This window comes from Pseudomonas sp. MONT-RG-20F-20-E-7-02 (assembly GCF_022662395.1).
In the GTDB taxonomy this organism is placed as follows: domain Bacteria; phylum Pseudomonadota; class Gammaproteobacteria; order Pseudomonadales; family Pseudomonadaceae; genus Aquipseudomonas.
In genome coordinates, this window is record NZ_JAKNQN010000016.1 from 23866 (window position 1) to 40151 (window position 16286).

15 protein-coding genes are annotated in these 16286 nt (G+C 61.1%); 2 read left to right on the forward strand and 13 right to left on the reverse strand.

All coding sequences use genetic code 11. The features are described 5' to 3' along the window. Positions 1–3 precede the first annotated feature (3 nt). From L8I05_RS28200 to L8I05_RS28225, 6 genes are read right to left on the reverse strand one after another with little or no spacing between them, the layout of a single operon-like run. Positions 4–1401, reverse strand: a complete 1398-nt coding sequence (locus tag L8I05_RS28200; protein ID WP_242176177.1) for a sigma-54 dependent transcriptional regulator — start codon at positions 1399–1401, stop codon at positions 4–6. Beyond that, complete coding sequence (locus L8I05_RS28205; RefSeq protein ID WP_242176186.1) at positions 1391–3169, reverse strand: HAMP domain-containing sensor histidine kinase; 1779 nt, start codon at positions 3167–3169, stop codon at positions 1391–1393. Before L8I05_RS28205 ends, L8I05_RS28200 begins: the two co-directional genes overlap by 11 nt. Further along, a complete protein-coding gene (locus tag L8I05_RS28210; protein ID WP_242176188.1) occupies positions 3169–4293 on the reverse strand; it encodes a GNAT family N-acetyltransferase in 1125 nt (374 codons plus the stop codon). The genes L8I05_RS28205 and L8I05_RS28210 overlap by 1 nt, the downstream gene beginning before the upstream one ends. A gap of 15 nt (positions 4294–4308) precedes the next feature. Continuing rightward, complete coding sequence (locus tag L8I05_RS28215) at positions 4309–5175, reverse strand: alpha/beta fold hydrolase (RefSeq protein WP_159954478.1); 867 nt, start codon at positions 5173–5175, stop codon at positions 4309–4311. Beyond that, positions 5172–6566, reverse strand: a complete 1395-nt coding sequence (locus tag L8I05_RS28220) for an aminotransferase class III-fold pyridoxal phosphate-dependent enzyme (protein ID WP_159954477.1) — start codon at positions 6564–6566, stop codon at positions 5172–5174. The genes L8I05_RS28215 and L8I05_RS28220 overlap by 4 nt, the downstream gene beginning before the upstream one ends. Next, positions 6559–7260 (reverse strand): MtnX-like HAD-IB family phosphatase, encoded by a 702-nt coding sequence (locus L8I05_RS28225; protein WP_159954476.1) that lies wholly within the window; start codon positions 7258–7260, stop codon positions 6559–6561. Before L8I05_RS28225 ends, L8I05_RS28220 begins: the two co-directional genes overlap by 8 nt. 240 nt (positions 7261–7500) lie before the next feature. Between L8I05_RS28225 and L8I05_RS28230 the strand changes: the two genes are divergently transcribed. After that, the gene (locus tag L8I05_RS28230; RefSeq protein WP_197624682.1) at positions 7501–8271 is read left to right on the forward strand and encodes a MipA/OmpV family protein; all 771 of its coding nucleotides are present in this window, start codon (positions 7501–7503) and stop codon (positions 8269–8271) included. Between the two features lie 112 nt (positions 8272–8383). Here the strand turns inward: L8I05_RS28230 and L8I05_RS28235 are convergent, their stop codons facing one another. Together L8I05_RS28235 and L8I05_RS28240 are read right to left on the reverse strand one after the other, a co-directional pair. Further along, positions 8384–9037 carry a DsbA family oxidoreductase gene (locus L8I05_RS28235; RefSeq protein WP_242176190.1) on the reverse strand — a complete coding sequence of 218 codons (654 nt, stop codon included), beginning with the start codon at positions 9035–9037 and terminating at the stop codon, positions 8384–8386. 58 nt (positions 9038–9095) lie between these two features. Next, entirely contained in the window at positions 9096–10115 is a 1020-nt protein-coding gene (locus tag L8I05_RS28240; RefSeq protein ID WP_242176197.1) for an alpha/beta hydrolase, read from the reverse strand. Positions 10116–10308: 193 nt separating this feature from the next. On the opposite strand from L8I05_RS28240, the gene metR reads away from it, so the two are divergent. Then, a complete protein-coding gene (gene metR / locus L8I05_RS28245; RefSeq protein WP_122773596.1) occupies positions 10309–11226 on the forward strand; it encodes a transcriptional regulator MetR in 918 nt (305 codons plus the stop codon). 127 nt (positions 11227–11353) lie between these two features. Here the strand turns inward: metR and L8I05_RS28250 are convergent, their stop codons facing one another. The 5 genes from L8I05_RS28250 to L8I05_RS28270 all read right to left on the reverse strand — a co-directional run bounded on the left by L8I05_RS28250 (position 11354) and on the right by L8I05_RS28270 (position 16193). Then, on the reverse strand, positions 11354–11860 hold the full coding sequence (locus tag L8I05_RS28250; RefSeq protein ID WP_242176206.1) for a GNAT family N-acetyltransferase: 507 nt from the start codon (positions 11858–11860) through the stop codon (positions 11354–11356). Further along, positions 11854–12264: an NUDIX domain-containing protein gene (locus L8I05_RS28255; protein ID WP_242176225.1), complete on the reverse strand. Its 411-nt coding sequence runs from the start codon at positions 12262–12264 to the stop codon at positions 11854–11856. Before L8I05_RS28255 ends, L8I05_RS28250 begins: the two co-directional genes overlap by 7 nt. A gap of 80 nt (positions 12265–12344) precedes the next feature. Next, on the reverse strand, positions 12345–13685 hold the full coding sequence (locus L8I05_RS28260; protein WP_242176239.1) for an HD domain-containing phosphohydrolase: 1341 nt from the start codon (positions 13683–13685) through the stop codon (positions 12345–12347). Positions 13686–13853: 168 nt separating this feature from the next. Further along, the gene (locus L8I05_RS28265) at positions 13854–15179 is read right to left on the reverse strand and encodes an APC family permease (RefSeq protein ID WP_159954468.1); all 1326 of its coding nucleotides are present in this window, start codon (positions 15177–15179) and stop codon (positions 13854–13856) included. A gap of 192 nt (positions 15180–15371) precedes the next feature. After that, complete coding sequence (locus tag L8I05_RS28270) at positions 15372–16193, reverse strand: carbon-nitrogen hydrolase family protein (protein ID WP_197624700.1); 822 nt, start codon at positions 16191–16193, stop codon at positions 15372–15374. Between the last annotated feature and the right edge of the window lie 93 nt (positions 16194–16286).

Genomic DNA, 16286 nt, shown 5'->3' on the forward strand with positions numbered 1-16286 from the left:
AGATCAGCGCACGATCTTGTCGACTTGAATCCCCAGCTTCTTCAACCGATACCAAAAGCTCCTCTCGGAAATCCCGATCTTCGCCGCCGCTGCAGCCTGCACGCCGTTGCTCTCGTTCAACGCCGCCAGAATGTAGGTTTTCTCGACTTCCGCCAGCGCCGCGTCCAGGTCCGCCGGCACGCTTGGGTTGTCACCCAGCAGCGCCGTAACGCCCTCTTCGGCCGGCCGGGACGCAAACAGGTACGCCGGCAGGTCGATGTCTTCGATCACCGGTTTGGCCGCAACGATGGTCGCGCGCTCCACACAGTTCTGCAGCTCACGGATATTGCCCGGCCAGTTGTAGGCAGCCATGGCCTGCAACGCCTCGGGGCTGAAACCGGTGATGCGTTTGCCGGCGGTGGCGCTCAGGGTCTGGGCGAAGTGTCGGGCCAGGGGCACGATGTCTTCGGCACGTTCGCGTAGTGCTGGCAACGGGATCGGGAACACATTCAGACGGTAATACAGGTCTTCGCGAAACTCTTTATTGGCCACCGCGTCCAGCAGGTTCTTGTTGGTGGCGGCGATGACCCGCACGTCCACCTTGCGCTCGCGGGGGTCGCCCACCGGCTCGATCACCCGCTCCTGCAATGCGCGCAGAATCTTGGCCTGCAACGCCAGCGGCATATCACCCACTTCATCGAGGAACAGCGTGCCTTTGTCGGCCTGCATAAAGCGCCCGACCCGATCCGCCACGGCGCCGGTGAACGCGCCTTTGCGGTGGCCGAACATCTCGCTTTCCAGCAAGCCTTCCGGGATGGCCGCGCAATTGACCGCCACGAAGGGCTTGTCGGCACGGCTGCCGTGCTTGTGGATAGCGCGGGCGACCATTTCCTTGCCGGTACCGCTTTCGCCGGTCAGCAGAATGGTCGCGTTGCTGTCACGCACTGAGTCAATCGCGTGCAACACCTGGCGAAACGCCGGGCTGTCGCCGACCAGGCTGTCGAACTGCGCATGGTGGTCCAGCTCGGCACGCAGCCGCGCGTTGTCGCGCATGATGTCGCGAAACTGCAGGGCCTTGGCCACGGTGATGTCGAGTTCGTCGATGTCGAACGGCTTGGCGATATAGTCATAGGCGCCATTGCGCATCGACTGCACGGCATTTTTCACCGTGCTGTAGGCGGTCATCACGATCACCGGCAATTCCGGGAACCGCACCTTGATCTCCGCCAGCAACGCCGGGCCATCCATGCCCGGCATGCGCCAGTCGCTGATGACCAGGTCGATGTCTTCCTGTTCCAGCACCTTGAGCGCGTGCAGGCCGTTGCTGGCGGTGAATACCTGGATGCCGTTCTGGCTCAATGCCGACGACAGCAAGTCGCAGAGCTTGGGCTCGTCGTCGACTACCAATACGTTATGCGTCATGACCTTCCTCATCGTCGCCGTCGTCTTCACCTTGGGCCGGAATGTACAGGCTGAAGGTGGCGCCGGCATCTTTCTCACTGGCACATTCGATGCTGCCGTCGTGACTTTCCATGATCGAATAGACTTTGGCCAGGCCCAGGCCCGTGCCGGAGGCCTTGGTGGTGACGAACGGCGTGAAGATCCGCTCGATCATATCCGCCGGAATGCCCTGGCCGGTGTCGGCGATGCTGATCACCGTGTTGCCGTCGACGCTGCGAATGCCCAGGGTCAGGCGGCCACCTTCGGGCATCGCATCAATGGCGTTGAGGATCAGGTTGAGGCACGCCTGCTTGAGCTGTTTGGCATCGGCATAGATCGTCGCGCCCGGCGCCCGGTCGTCGATTTGCGCATCGATGTTATGCGTCGACAGCTCCGGGCTGCAGAATCCGAGGATTTCTTCCACCAGCGGCCGCGCCGCCTGCAACACCCGCAGCGGCGGGTTGGGTTTGGCAAAATCGAGGAACTCGGTGATCAGGTCGTTGATGCGGCTGACCTCGCTGATCACGTATTCCAGGTGGCGCTTGTCGGTGTCCGGCAGGTCGACACGGCGATGCAGCAGCTGCGTGGCCGTCTTGATGATGCCCAACGGGTTGCGGATCTCATGGGCCAGGCCCATGGCTACTTCGCCCAGGGCGTGCAGCCGATCGCGACGCCGCAACTGCGCCTCAAGGTGATGCAACTCGCCCAGGCGCTCGGTCATGTGGTTGAAGGTGCTGCTCAGTTGCGCCAGCTCATCGCCGCCGGTGACCAACACACGGTGTTCGTAATTGCCGGAGATCACCGCATTCACGCCTTGGGACAAGTCCCGCAGCGGCTTGGTCAGGCGCCGTGACACCAGTACGCCGGCGCCCAGCGACAACGCTGAGCTGAGCAGGAAAATCAGCACGAACAGGTTGCTCTGGTTCACCAGCCCGACCAGGCTGGTATGGCGCAGCAGGCCGCTGAAGATCACGCCTTGCAGGTCGCCGGCGTCATTGAAGATCGGCCAATACAAGCCGCTGTAGTTGTTGGTGAACTGCTCACTCGGCTGCTTGGTGCTGCGCATGGCCGTCTCGACATCCTTGGGGATGCGCGACGGGTGATTCTCGAAGCGCTGGGTCGAGAATATCTCGTTGAAGCCCGACGGGTTGGCCAGGTACAGGCGCAGGTCGAGGGAGTGCACATCGGCCACGCTGGTGAGGAAACTGCTGTCCAGGTAAGTGGCCACCAACAGCAGGTAATCAACCCCCTCCTGGTTGGTTTCGAACGTCGAGACCACCAGGCCCGTACTCACGCCAGCCACCTGCACGGTCTGCAGTACCGCATTGCTGGTCAGGTCGATCTGCTTGACGACATCGTCGGCCGCCGTGCTGAACATCACTTTGTGGTCACTGACACGAATTAGCGCGACCACGTCGATGTCGGTGGCGTCGGCGATGTCGGCGGTGAGCCGGTCATGCTTGGCGGCTTGCTTGTTCGACGGCGGGCTGGTGTAGCGCAGGAACAGCTTGGCCATGCGCGCGTTGTCATGAAGGATATCGCCAATCTCGTCCTTGACGATCTTGGTCGACTCTTGCAGCCAGATGCGCACGTTACTGTCGAAAATCTGCGACAACGTAGTTGCCGCCAGCTCGGCGGCGATCATGGTGGGAATAACGCTGACCAGCCAAAACGCCAGCACCAGCTTGCGCTGGACGCTCCAACGCGAAATGGCAAAGGGGCGGGCTTTCTGGCGGGTCTTGGTGATCATCAGGTTTCGCTTATCGCAGCAGCCATGGCAGGGTCGGAACGATCCGGTCTGAGGTACATTTTCACGAGTTTGAGCAGGCCATTGACCAGCCGATTACGGTGACGGAAAAACATGCTGTTGCCCCGGAACTCGCAACCCAGGCGCAGCTTACTGGCGTAACCGTCCTGACCGCACTCGTACACGGGAATATTGTGCTCAATACAATAGTCGACATTGGTCAGCCAATAGCGGAAGTACAAGCTGTACTCGCGGCTGAACGCCATGTCGTGCCCGAAAAACTTGTCGATCATACGGTGCTGGTCCAACAGCACCAGGTTGAACGCCACCAACCGCTCGTCCACCCAATACAGCACACAGACCGCACGCTCTTCAAGCCGTTCGAGGATGCCAGTGAAGTAACTCGCCGGCAGGCGTTCAAACTGCAAGTCGGCGCGACTGAGCGTGGCTTCGTACAAGCGCATCACGTCTGCCAGCACGTCATCAATGTTGTGCCGCCATTCCACCCGCGGGCCCGGCGCGCGCAGTTTGCGCCGCAGGTCTTTGCGGGTCGATTTGCACAACGAGCCCAGGTAGGCGTCTACCGAACCGTAAGGCAAGGCCAGCAAACCGCTGGGCAAGCTCGGCATGCTCTGGAAGCCGGCTGCACGGCAGCTGGCCGCCCAGTGCGGGTCTTTGGTCGGCACATCCTTGACCGCCACCAGGCCGATGCCGAAGGTCGTCGCGTCCTGGCGGGCGGCGTTAATTAAATGCTTGAGCAACAGCGGGCGCTGCTCTTCAGGCACGCTGCTGGCGACTCCCGCGTCGCAGCGCTCGGCGATTGGCGAGCCGATGGCATACAGCTGCAAGCGTAAAACACCCGGCCACAGTCGCTCCAGGCGCTCGGTAAAGCGCTTGCCGGCGCCCGACACCGTGGTGTCGAGACGATAATAGGTGATGAACGCGGCGGCCACGGCCACCAGCGTTTCATCGTCGTAGACAGCCAGGTAGCGCCACTTGAAATCATCGATAGCGGCGTTTTCCACGGCAACGTAAAAATCCCAATCCTCCAGGGCTCCGGGAAAACAGTCGTTCCAGGCACTGCGCGGGATGGCCCGGATGGTTGAAAAGGCTTGGGCGGTGATCACGTCGCGTCCTTAGGCTTAAGCCCGCTGTCGATAGTCTACGGGTGCCTGGATAGCCTCGGCATGTTGCTCGACAAACTCCGCGCTCAACTCGATCACCCGGCGGTATTGCAGGTCGACGGTGATCATGTGGTAGCAGTTGTCCAGCAGGATCTTGGTCACGGGGCCGCCCAAGTGGCGCTCCACGTAGTCGGCGTTCCAACGGCTGGTGATGTCATCCTCGATAGAGTGCAACACCAACGCCGGCGCCTTGACCTCGGGCATGCGTTTCTTGACCACGGCGTTCATGCGGTGCAACTCGCGCACCGTGATGCCCTCCATGGTCAGCAAACCGGCCTCGCTGCTCTCCCCTTCCTTCATCTGGCGCTCGACGATAGCCCGCAGGCGCTCGTTCTTGATGCCGTAAGGCGGCTTCTCTTCGAAGCGGCAGATGTGCACGCCGAACGGAATCTTCATCAGCAACGGCGTCAGGAACGCCAGCTTGTTAATGCTCCAGCCGTCGTACTTCAAGGTGGTGGAATACATCAGCAGCCCGGCCACTTGCCCCGGGTGTTCGGCGGCGACGTACATGGACATCACCGCGCCCATGGACAAGCCCCCGACAAACACCTGCTCGTGGCGTTGCTTGACCTGTACGAAGGTCTTGCGCACGCCTTCGTACCAGTCCAGCCAGCCGGTGGCCTGCAGGTCGCTGTTGTCGCCGCAATGCCCGGCCAGGGTCGGCACATACACGGTGCAGTTACCCGCTTTGGCCAGGCCTTTGGCGACCTGGCGCAATTCCGTCGGGGTGCCGGTCAGGCCGTGGATCAACAGGATCCCGACCGGACCTTCACCGAGAACGAAGCCGGCATCACCTTCACCGAGGTCGATCCCGAAGCTGTTCACCGCTTAGTCGCCCGCACCAGCAGTTGCTCGAGCAGCTTCAGGCCCAGGTCGATTTCCGGGTAGCTGATTTCCAGCGACGGTGCCAGGGTGATCACGTTTTTGTAGTAGCCGCCCACGTCGAGGATCAAGCCGAGTTTCTGGCCATCCACCACCATGTCGCCCTTCATGCCTTCTTCGACCATGTAGTCCAGGGTCGCCTTGTCTGGCGTGAAACCATCCGGGCCGCAGATTTCGCAGCGCAGGGCCAGGCCCAGGCCGTCGACGTCGCCGATGATCGGGAAACGTTTCTGCAGGTCTTGCAGGCCTTCGAGGAAGTATTTGCCCTTGGCCATGACCATCGCGCCGTAGTCGACTTCGCTGGTCATCTTGAACATTTCCAGGCCTACCGCCGTACCCAGTGGGTTGGAGGCGAAGGTGGAGTGGGTCGAACCTGGTGGGAAGATCTTCGGGTTGATCAACTCTTCACGGGCCCAGATGCCGCCCAGTGGGTTCAGGCCGTTGGTCAGTGCCTTGCCGAAGACGATCACGTCCGGCTGCACGTCGAAGTGCTCGATCGACCACAGTTTGCCGGTGCGGTAGAAGCCCATCTGGATCTCGTCCGAGACCATCAGGATGCCGTGCTGGTCCAGCACGTGCTTGAGTTCGCGGTAGAAGTTCATCGGCGGGATCACGTAGCCGCCGGTGCCCTGGATCGGCTCGACGTAGAACGCGGCGTATTCACTCTGGCCGACTTTCGGGTCCCACACGCCGTTGTATTCGGTCTCGAACAGACGGGCGAATTGCTGCACGCAGTGGCTGCCGTACTCTTCCTTGGTCATGCCTTTAGGGCCACGGAAGTGATACGGGAACGGGATGAACTGCGCACGCTCGCCGAAGTGGCCGTAGCGGCGACGGTAGCGGTAGCTCGACGTAATCGACGAAGCGCCGAGGGTACGGCCGTGGTAGCCGCCTTCGAAGGCGAACATCAGGCTCTTGCCGTTGGTGGCGTTACGCACCACTTTCAGGGAGTCTTCGATGGACTGCGAACCGCCGACGTTGAAGTGCACGCGACCGTCGAGGCCGAATTTCTTCTTGGCGTCGACCGCGATCATTTCCGACAGCTCGATCTTGCCTTTGTGCAGGTACTGGCTGGCGATTTGCGGCAGGGTGTCGATCTGCTGTTTCAGCGCGTTGTTCAGGCGCGGGTTGGCGTAGCCGAAGTTAACGGCCGAGTACCACATTTGCAGGTCGAGGTAGGCCTGGTCTTCGGTGTCCCACACGTAGGAGCCTTCGCAACGGCTGAAAATACGCGGTGGCTCGATGTAGTGAACGGTGTCGCCGTAGGAGCAGTATTTGGCTTCTTTATCCAGAAGGATCTGGTCTTCGGGGGTGGCGATACGGATATCAGACATGGTGGAAGAGTTCCTGATTGTCAGCAGCAGTAAAGGTGGTGGCGTTGGCGGCAATGCCTTGCGGCAGCTTGGCCAGCAATGCGGTCACTTCGGCAAACGTGTCGAAGCGCGCGTGGGGGATCTTGTTGGTTTCGCAGTAGTCAGCCAGGCTGCCTTTGGCGAAGACGAAGTCGGCGGTGGAGGCCACGCACATGTCGGACTTGCCGTCGCCGATCACCAGCACGCGCTTGTTGCGCGGGGTGGATTTGCACTTGCAGTTGCCGGAAGCGGCACGGCAGGCGTCGCTGGAATACGGGAAGTCGATGCGCCAGCTGTTCTGGTCGACCTGGCGCAGGCGGTTGGCGAGGATCGGCAGCAAGGTCACGTAGTTGCGCGACAGGATGCGCGCGATGCCTTGCTCAATGCCGTCGCTGACCACTTCGATGGTTGCGCCCAGGCCCATGACGTGGTCGACGAAATCCGGGAAGTCCGGGTCGATCTCAACGCTGTCGAAGTACGCCAGCAGCTCAGCCGGGGTCGCCTTGATCAGCGCCAGTTGGCGGCTCAGGCATTCGCGTGAACCGATATGCCCATCCAGCCATTCCTGTTCGATGGTTTCCCACTCTTCGCCTGCGAAGCGTTGGAGGACGTTGTCGATGACGTCGGTGGGGGTGATGGTCCCGTCGAAGTCGCACACGATATGCCACTGGATCATTGCCTGTCCTTGAGTTGGAGGGCTTGAAGAGGAGCGCGCTAAATGCGCTTGCTTCAGGGGTATAGCAGGGACTGTGCCAACTGGTTAAAACCCAGCAGGGCTGGGGCCTTGGTCGATTTGCAGGGTGATTTGTGTCGCAGCAGCTACAATTTTTGTAGCTTGCTACAAACAAGATGAGTGCTTGCACCAGGGACACGCTTCGCGCGTGAATGCGCGCACGTTCAGATAAGGAAACGCTGCATGTTCAAGGTTACTTCTGCTGTATTCGCTGGTTTGCTTGGGCTGTGGAGCTTTTCCAGCTCGGCATGGGCTGACGGCATTAGCGGTGAAGTCGGCGCGGGCGTCAGCTATCAGCCCCACGACCCGACCGGCAGCCGCTACGAAACCCGGCCGATTCCCTACTTCGACCTGGACTGGGGCAGTGTCAGCCTGGGCACCGACGACGGCCTGACCTGGAGCGCACTGAACACCCACGGCATTACCGCCGGCCCGTACATCAATTACCTGTCGGGGCGCACGGCGAATGGCTCACTGCGCGGCCTGCGCGATGTGTCGGACATGGCCGAAGTCGGCGGCTTTATCCAATACGCCCCGGCCGAGTTCTGGCGGGTGTACGCGCAGGTCGGCCAGGCCGTGGGCGGCGGGCGTGATCAAAGTGGTGTGCTGGGCAAACTCGGCGGCGAGCTGGGCTACCCGCTCGGCGGCGGCATCATTGGCAGCACCGGGCTGATGGCGCACTTTGCCGATGCCCGCCAGACCCAGACCTTTTTTGGAGTCGATGACAAGGAATCTGCGGCTTCGGGTATTCGCGCCTATAACGCCAGCGCGGGCTTCCAGAACCTGACGTTGACCCAGAGTTTCGAATTCCCGCTGGATACGCATTGGTCGTTGCTGACCAGCGCCAGTTGGACGCATCTGGTGGGCTCGGCGGCCAACAGCACCATTGTTAAGGAAAAGGGTGATGTGAATCAGGGGCAGGTGCAGACGGCGATCAGCTACAAGTTTGACTGAGTAGCAACTGTGGGAGCTGGCTTGCCTGCGATGCAGGCACCTCGGTGTATCAGGTACACCGGGTTGATGCCATCGCAGGCAAGCCAGCTCCCACAGAAAAGTGAGCCTGCGCTTAGCCTTTTGCTTCGCTGATGATCTGCCGAATCGCCCCGACGAAGGCTTCAGCCGGCTGCCCACCGCTGACCGCGTATTGGTCATTAAAGACGATGGTCGGTACGGACGTCACCCCGCGAGAAATCCACAACTGTTCCTGCTCACGCACCTCGGCGGCGTATTCATCAGACGCCAGAATTTCAGCCGCACGCTTGATATCCAGCCCCACGCTTTCAGCAATAATCGCCAGGGTCGCATGATCGGAAGGATCCTGCCCATCGGTGAAGTAAGCCTTGAACAACGCTTCCTTGAGGTTGTACTGCAGCCCTTCCAACCCCGCCCAATGCAGCAAGCGATGCGCATCAAAGGTGTTGTAGATGCGGCTCTGGCCGTCCGTGCGAAAAGCAAAGCCCAGCGCCGCGCCCATGTCGCGGATGCGCTCACGGTTAGCCTGGGATTGCTCAGCGGTGGAGCCGTATTTTTCAGTGATGTGTTCGACGATGTTTTGCCCTTCGGCGGGCATGTTCGGGTTCAGCTCGAACGGCTGGAAATGGATCTCGGCCTGCACCTCGGCGCCCAGCTGGTCCAAGGCTTCGGTCAGCCCACGCAGGCCGATAATGCACCAGGGGCAAGACACGTCGCTGACGAAATCGATTTTCAGGGGAGTACTCATGACAGGCAACCTCGCTGGCATTATTAATGCGCCGTAAAGGTTGCACGATACACCAACTTCACAACACCTTCGAAGGCTCACCCAAGTCAATCTGCGCCCAATGTGCGGCGTCTTCGCGATGGGCTTTGAGGTACGGCAGCACAGCCGTCAGCAGCGGCGCCTTGAACGCTTCCTGAAAACGGTGGGCCATGCCAGGAATCAGCTTCAACTGGCTGCCCTGGATATGCGCCGCCAGATGCACACCATGCATCACCGGCAACAACGGGTCGGCCGTGCCATGCACCACCAGCGTCGGCACCCGCAATTGGTTGAGCAAAGGCACGCGGCTCGGCTCGGCGAGGATCGCCATGATCTGGCGCTTCACGCCCTCGGGGTTGAAGGCGCGGTCGTAGGACAGCGCCGCCTGGTGCAGCAAGGCTTGGCGGTCATCCTTCACATACGGGCTGCCCAAGGCTGCGAGCAAATCCGCCTGCTGCTCCAGCGCCACTTCACGATTCGGCGCGCTGCGCCGCGACAGCAACTGCACCAACGCTGCGTTGGGCGCCGGCAGGCCTTCGGCGCCGGAGCTGGTCATCACCAGGGTCAGGCTCTCGACCCGTTGCGGCGCCATGGCCGCCAGGTGCTGGGCGATCATGCCGCCCATGCTCGCGCCCAACACGTGGAATTGCTGGACCTGCAACGCGTCCATCAACCCCAGTGCGTCGTCGGCCATGTCGGTCAGCGTATAGGGTGCCGCCACCGGCAGGCCGAGCTTGTAGCGCAGCACTTCAAAGGTCAGGTTGGCACTGGCCGGCGCCTGGCGCCAGGTGGACAGGCCGACGTCACGGTTGTCGTAGCGAATCACCCGAAAACCCTGTTCGCACAACGCCACCACCACTTCATCCGGCCAGTGGATCAACTGCCCGCCCAGGCCCATCACCAGCAGCAACGCAGGGTCGGACGCACGGCCGATACTCTGGTAGGCGATGCTTACCTGAGCCAGGTCGACCGTTTGGGTCGGGACATTGACATCACATCGAGAAGCCGCAAAAGACGGCAGGCCGAACAATAGAGCGGCCAGTAAAAGCAACACGCGCATGAAAAACACCGAAACGCAGAACCCCAGTAGAGCGCGAGTCTGATGAAGTTTGTTCAAGCGCGCTGCCACAGTTGCGTGACAGTTTGATGAAGAGTGCCCAGCGGTCACGATCGACGCGTTATCGACAGGCTTCGCAACATGAGACAAACTCACGCCATTCAGCTTCTTCTCAAATTGTCTTCATGGAGAGCCCGTGCTCGAAATCCGTCACCTCAAAACCCTGCACGCCCTGCGCGAAGCCGACAGCCTGGTCGATGCCGCCGAGCGCCTGCACCTGACGCAGTCGGCGCTGTCCCACCAGTTCAAGGAACTGGAAGAGCGCCTGGGCATGCCGCTGTTCGTGCGCAAGACCAAACCGCTGCGTTTCACCAGCGCCGGCCTGCGCCTGCTGCAATTGGCCGACGCCACCCTGCCGCTGCTGCGCGGCGCCGAGCGTGATATTGCGCGTTTGGCCGGTGGCACCGCCGGACGTTTGCACATGGCGATCGAATGCCACAGCTGCTTCCAGTGGCTGATGCCGACCATCGACCAGTTCCGCGATGCGTGGCCGGAAGTCGAGCTGGACCTGGCCTCAGGGTTTGCCTTTGCGCCATTGCCGGCGCTGGCGCGCGGCGATTTGGACCTGGTGGTAACCTCCGACCCGCTGGAGCTGCCGGGCATCACCTATGTGCCGCTGTTCACTTACGAAGCCATGCTGGCCGTGGCCAACCAGCACGCGCTGGCGAACAAGTCGTACATCGTGCCCGAAGACCTGCTGACGGAAACCCTGATTACCTACCCGGTGGAGCGCGACCGCCTGGATATCTTCACGCGCTTCCTGGAACCGGCCGATGTGGAACCCGCCCAGGTGCGCACCTCGGAACTCACGGTGATGATGATGCAATTGGTGGCCAGCGGCCGTGGCGTGTGTGGCATGCCGCATTGGGCGCTGCATGAATACAGCTCGCGCGGTTACGTGAAGGCCAAGCGCTTGGGCGAGAAAGGCCTGTTTGCGACGTTGTATGCGGGGATTCGAGCGGACATGCTGGATGCACCGTACATGCGCGACTTTTTGCTGACGGCCAAGGACACGTCGTTTTCCACGTTGGACGGGGTCAGCGTTGTGCGCTAGCCGAAACCGATCAAACAGATGGGATGGCTTGCCTGCGATGCAGACGCCGCGGTCGGGCTGCAGCAGCGAGGTGATGCTATCGCAGGCAAGCCAGCTCCCACAGGGGATTGAGTTCCCGGTTGGGATTTCAGTCGGTCTTGAGTTCACGCCACATGTGGATCTTGTCGAAATAATCCTCGCCCACCCGCACCGCCAGCGGCTCCAGGCCGTACTGGATAAAGCCGCAGCGCTGGTACAACGCAAACGCGGCGTCGTTGCCGGCGGTTACGGTCAGCTGGATCACTTGAAGGCGCGGATGCTTGCGCGCTTCGGCGAGTGCCGCCTCCACCAACTGGCGGCCCAGGCCGTTGCGCTGGTAAGCCTCGTTAACGTACATGCCGAACAACGTCACCTTATGCCGCGCCTTCTCACGCGGTTCGAATGCCAGGCCGACAATGCCCGCCAATACGTCCCCTTCGAAAGCGCCGAGCAGGCTATCCAGCGGGTTGTCCAGGCGCTTTTGCCACCAGCTCAACGGCATCAGCGCGCGCTCGGCCACACTGGAGGTGAACGCTTGGGGATAGGCGCCGTAGGCTTCAAGCATTAACGCCCGATAGCTTTCGGCGTCGCCGGCGCCCAGCGTGCGAATCAGCATACAGAGAGCGATGCGCGATAAAACGGCAGGATCACATCGCGCGTCAACGGCGCCAAGTGCAAGCCGCCATCGCCGGCGGGGTCGATCCAACGCACCTCTTCGATTTCAGCGGCCGGGCTGACCGCCACGTCGATATTCACCTGGAACAGTTCGGCTTCCACGGTAAAGCCCGGCTCGTTCGCGGCAGGCGCCGAGAAGTGGCCCAGATAAATCGCGGTGCTCGGGTCGATGTGTAAGTTCAGCTCTTCATACAGCTCGCGGGCCAGAGCCTCGGCGGGTTGCTCGCCCGCGTCGATCTTGCCGCCCGGCTGCATGAAGGCCTGGGTGCCGCGCTTGCGCACCAATAGGGTTTTGCCGTCGCTGCCGATCAGGAGGGCGGCGGCAATGCGCAGGGTGGATGGCATGGGAGGTCTTCCTTGGCTGCAAAGGCCGCAAGGATCACATGACTTTCAGGCATGCTGCAATCCCACCTTTTAAGCGCTGCTCAACCACAGATGACCACGTCTTGCTTGATGAACACGCTGTACCGGGCGCCCTCCATGGTTTCGAACGCAATCAACTTATCCACCAATGGCAGGTTCAAGACCTTGCCCGCATTGAGCAGCAACATGCCGTTGTCGGCATTGAGGTTGCGCGCCAGCACCATGCCTTCTTCCAGCTCGCGGGTGCCGAGCACTTTGACGTTCGGGTCGCCCAGCGTCACGTCATTAAGGTAGGTGGCACACACCAGCACAAAATCTTCGACCATCACCGGGTCATACAGTCTTCCGGCGTATTTGCGGATGTACAGCAGCGCTTCGTCGCTGTTCATCTGCCGTTCCAGGATCAGGCCTTTTTGCAGCTCGATAAAGTCCACGGCGAGTTTCAGCAAGCGTGAACCGGCAGGAATCGCCTCGCCCTTGAGGTGGTCGGGAAAACCGCTGCCGTCCCAGCGTTCCTGGTGATGGCGGATCAGGCGCGCGGCGTCTTTCATCGGCTCCAGGGTCATCAGCAGCGATTCACTTTGTGTGGCATAGGCGCGATAGCGTTCACGGTCGCTGCTGTGCAACAGGTCCGAGGGCGAGGCCATCATGCTGTCGCTCCAGCTCAGCTTGCCGATGTTATAGAGCGCGGCCGCCATGGTCAGGTCGCGGTTGCTCGCCTCGTCTACGCCGTGGGCCACGCACCAGGTGCGCACCAGCTCGATGATCTGCCGGTTGGTCTGCTTGGCGCGCGGCAGGCGCAGGTTGGCCAGCAACGAGAACACTTCAGTCCCGGTGGCGTAGCTGTGCTTGAGCTCTTCGTAGGCCAGGTCAAGCATGTCGGCGGTTTGCTGCAGTTCGCTGGTGCGCGAGGCCACGCGTTTTTCCAGGGTGGCGTTGAGTTGCTTGAGCTCATCGTTCTGCTGCTGGATCAGTTGCTCCAGGCGCCCACGTTCACGCTCCGAGTGTTGATGCGCCAGGGACTGGCGCAGGGCCAGGAGCAATTCTTCATCGTTCCAGGGTTTGCTCAGGTAGCGGTAGATCTGGCCCTCGTTGATCGCTTTGATGATCAACGTCAGGTCGGTCTCGCCGGTCAGCAGGATGCGCACCGTGTGCGGGTAATGTTGATGGATATGCGCCAGCAAGGACGCGCCGTCCATGTCCGGCAGGCGCGCGGCGCTCATCACCAGGTCGATGGGTCGATTGGCGAGAATGGCCAGAGCATCAGCAGCACAGGTGGCGCTGTGCAGTTCGAAGGGTTCCAGGCTCAGCAATTGCGTGAGGCTGTGCAATACATCCGGGTGCGCATCGATCAACAGCACCACTGGACGGTCGGCATCGGTGAAGGCAACTGACTCTCCCATGGGACACCTCGGATCGTCGATGTGCGTTCCTTACGGTCTGGGGCAATGCCTCCTGGCGATTACAGAGTAGTTTAGTTGGTTTTCGGAAGAAGTGATGGCACTGCGATATCAACGCAAAAAAAAGCCGCTCCAGAAACGCGAGCGGCCTTTGAGGTGAAACATGAAACCCTATGCGGCTTCCTGAAAGTCCATTTCCGGCGGCTGTTGCGAGAAGCCGCGCGTGAGGAACCCCAGGTAAACCAGGCCGATTGCCAACCACACCACCCCCAGGTAAATCGCCAGATGATCGAGGCTGACCATCAGCCACACATCCGCCAGCAACCCAATGGCCGGGAACAGCAGGAACAGAATCAACTCCCGCACGCCGCGTTGTTTCGCGCCAATCCAGTAGTGAAAGATCACCGACAGGTTGACCAGGCTGAACGCCAGGAAGGCGCCGAAGTTGATGAACGAGGTGGAGGTGGTCACGTCCAGTTTCAACGCCAGCAGCGCCACGACTGCACACAACAGGATGCTGTTGACCGGCGTGCCGAAGCGCGCATGCAAGGTGCCAAAGAACGACTTGGGCAACACACCGTCACGCCCCATCGCGAACAACAGGCGCGAACCACTGGCCTGGGCCGACAACCCCGAGGCGAACTGGCCGACGATCAAGCCGATCAGGAAGATCGACACAAACAGGTCACCGCCGATATTGCGCGCGATTTCATAAGCCGCCGAATCCACATCGGCAAACTCGAAGGACGGATGGGCAATCTGCACAAAATACGACACGCCGACGAAGATCAGCCCGCCGATCAAGGTGATCAGCATGATCGCCCGAGGAATGGTGCGGCGTGGGTCGCGGGTTTCTTCCGTCAGCGTACTGACCGCGTCAAAGCCCAGGAACGAATAGCAGGCAATCGCCGCCCCGCTCATGATCAGCGGCATTTGCATCTGGCCGTTGAAGAATGGCGTGATCGTCCACAGCGGTTTGCTCGCATCGCCGCCGATGTAATGGATACACAGCGCGACAAACGCGATCAGCACCAGAAACTGCACCAGCATCAGCAGCGCGTTAATACCGTTGGCCAGTTTCAGGCCGATGATATTGATCGCCGTGGTAATCCCGATAAACGCCAATACCCAGACCCACTGCGGCACCGCCGGGAATGCCGAGTGCAGGTACGCCGCGCCGATCAGCCAGATGGCCATGGGCAGGAACAGGTAATCGAGCAACACCGCCCAGCCGGCGATAAAGCCCAGCTTGGGGCTGATGGCCTTGCGCACGTAGCTGTAGGCGGACCCGGCCACCGGGAAGGCCGACGCCATGCGCCCGTAACTCATGGCGGTGAAGAACATCGCCACCAGGGCGGCCAGGTACGCGGCCGGGACCATGCCGGCGGTGGATTGCGCGAGGATGCCGAAGGTGCCGAGCACAATGATCGGCGTCATATAGGCGATGCCAAACAGCACCACTGACCCTAACGACAGGGTGCGTTGCAAACGAGCCATGAGCGATTCTCCGCTGATTTATTAGATTTATGGCAGAACTGAAGTCGGTGAAGCGGATGTCATTTTTCTTATTCGATCGTTCCCACGCTCCGCGTGGGTATGCAGCTCGGGACGCTCCGCGTCCGCTCTTAACACCGTGACGCGGAGCGTCACAGGAGGCATTCCCACGCAGAGCGTGGGAACGATCAATCCTCAGGGTTTAGGGATCAGCAGTTCGCGCGTCCCATCCGTGCGCTCAATCACCTCACCCGGCAATTTCAAGCGCTGGTCGTCCAGGTAGCGGTAGTCCTTGCGAGCCGCCACCAATTGGTCGAGATCCAGCTCGACGGTAAATTGCCCCTCTTCGCGCCCGGCCTCGAACAGCAGCGTGCCAATCGGGTCGACCAGGGCGCTGCCACCAGCAAACAACAAACCGCCATCGCCCTCTTCCACGCGGTTGACCATCAGCGCAAATGCCTGGTTTTCCTGGGCGCGGGCCATGATCGCGGTGCGGTGCGTGGGGCCGTACGGGTCCATGTTGCCGTTGGTGACGATCAGCAGTTCGGCGCCCAGCTGCGCGTTGGCGCGGGCGGTTTCCGGGAACTCGATGTCGTAGCAGATCAACAGGCCGACGCGCACGCCGTTCCACAGGCACGTGGCGTAGCGATCACCCGGCGTGAACACGCCGCGGTCCGAGGCCCACAAGTGGGTCTTGCGATAACGCAGGGCGATGCCCTCGGGGGTGATCAGCAAGGTGGTGTTATAGAATTGGCCAGCGTCGTGCTCGGCCATGCCGATCACCACGGCGATATGGCGCGCGCGGGCGGCGTCGATAACGGCCTGTACCGTGGGGCCATCCACCGGCTCGGCAATGGCGGCAACGGTCTCGGCCGACGGGAAGCCCATCAAGTGGGTCTCAGGAAAAACGATCAGTTGTGTGTCGGCGGCGCACGCAGCAATTGCCGCCAGGGCGCGCTCAAGGTTGTAAGCTGTGTCGTTATCACGGCCTGCCAACTGGGCAAATTCGACCTTCATGAGTATTCCTTGTTCTTTATCTGTGCCGCAGTATGCGCAGCCACAACCTGCCAGGGAATTACGCGGCGGGGGTAACACGATAGGGGTAGATCA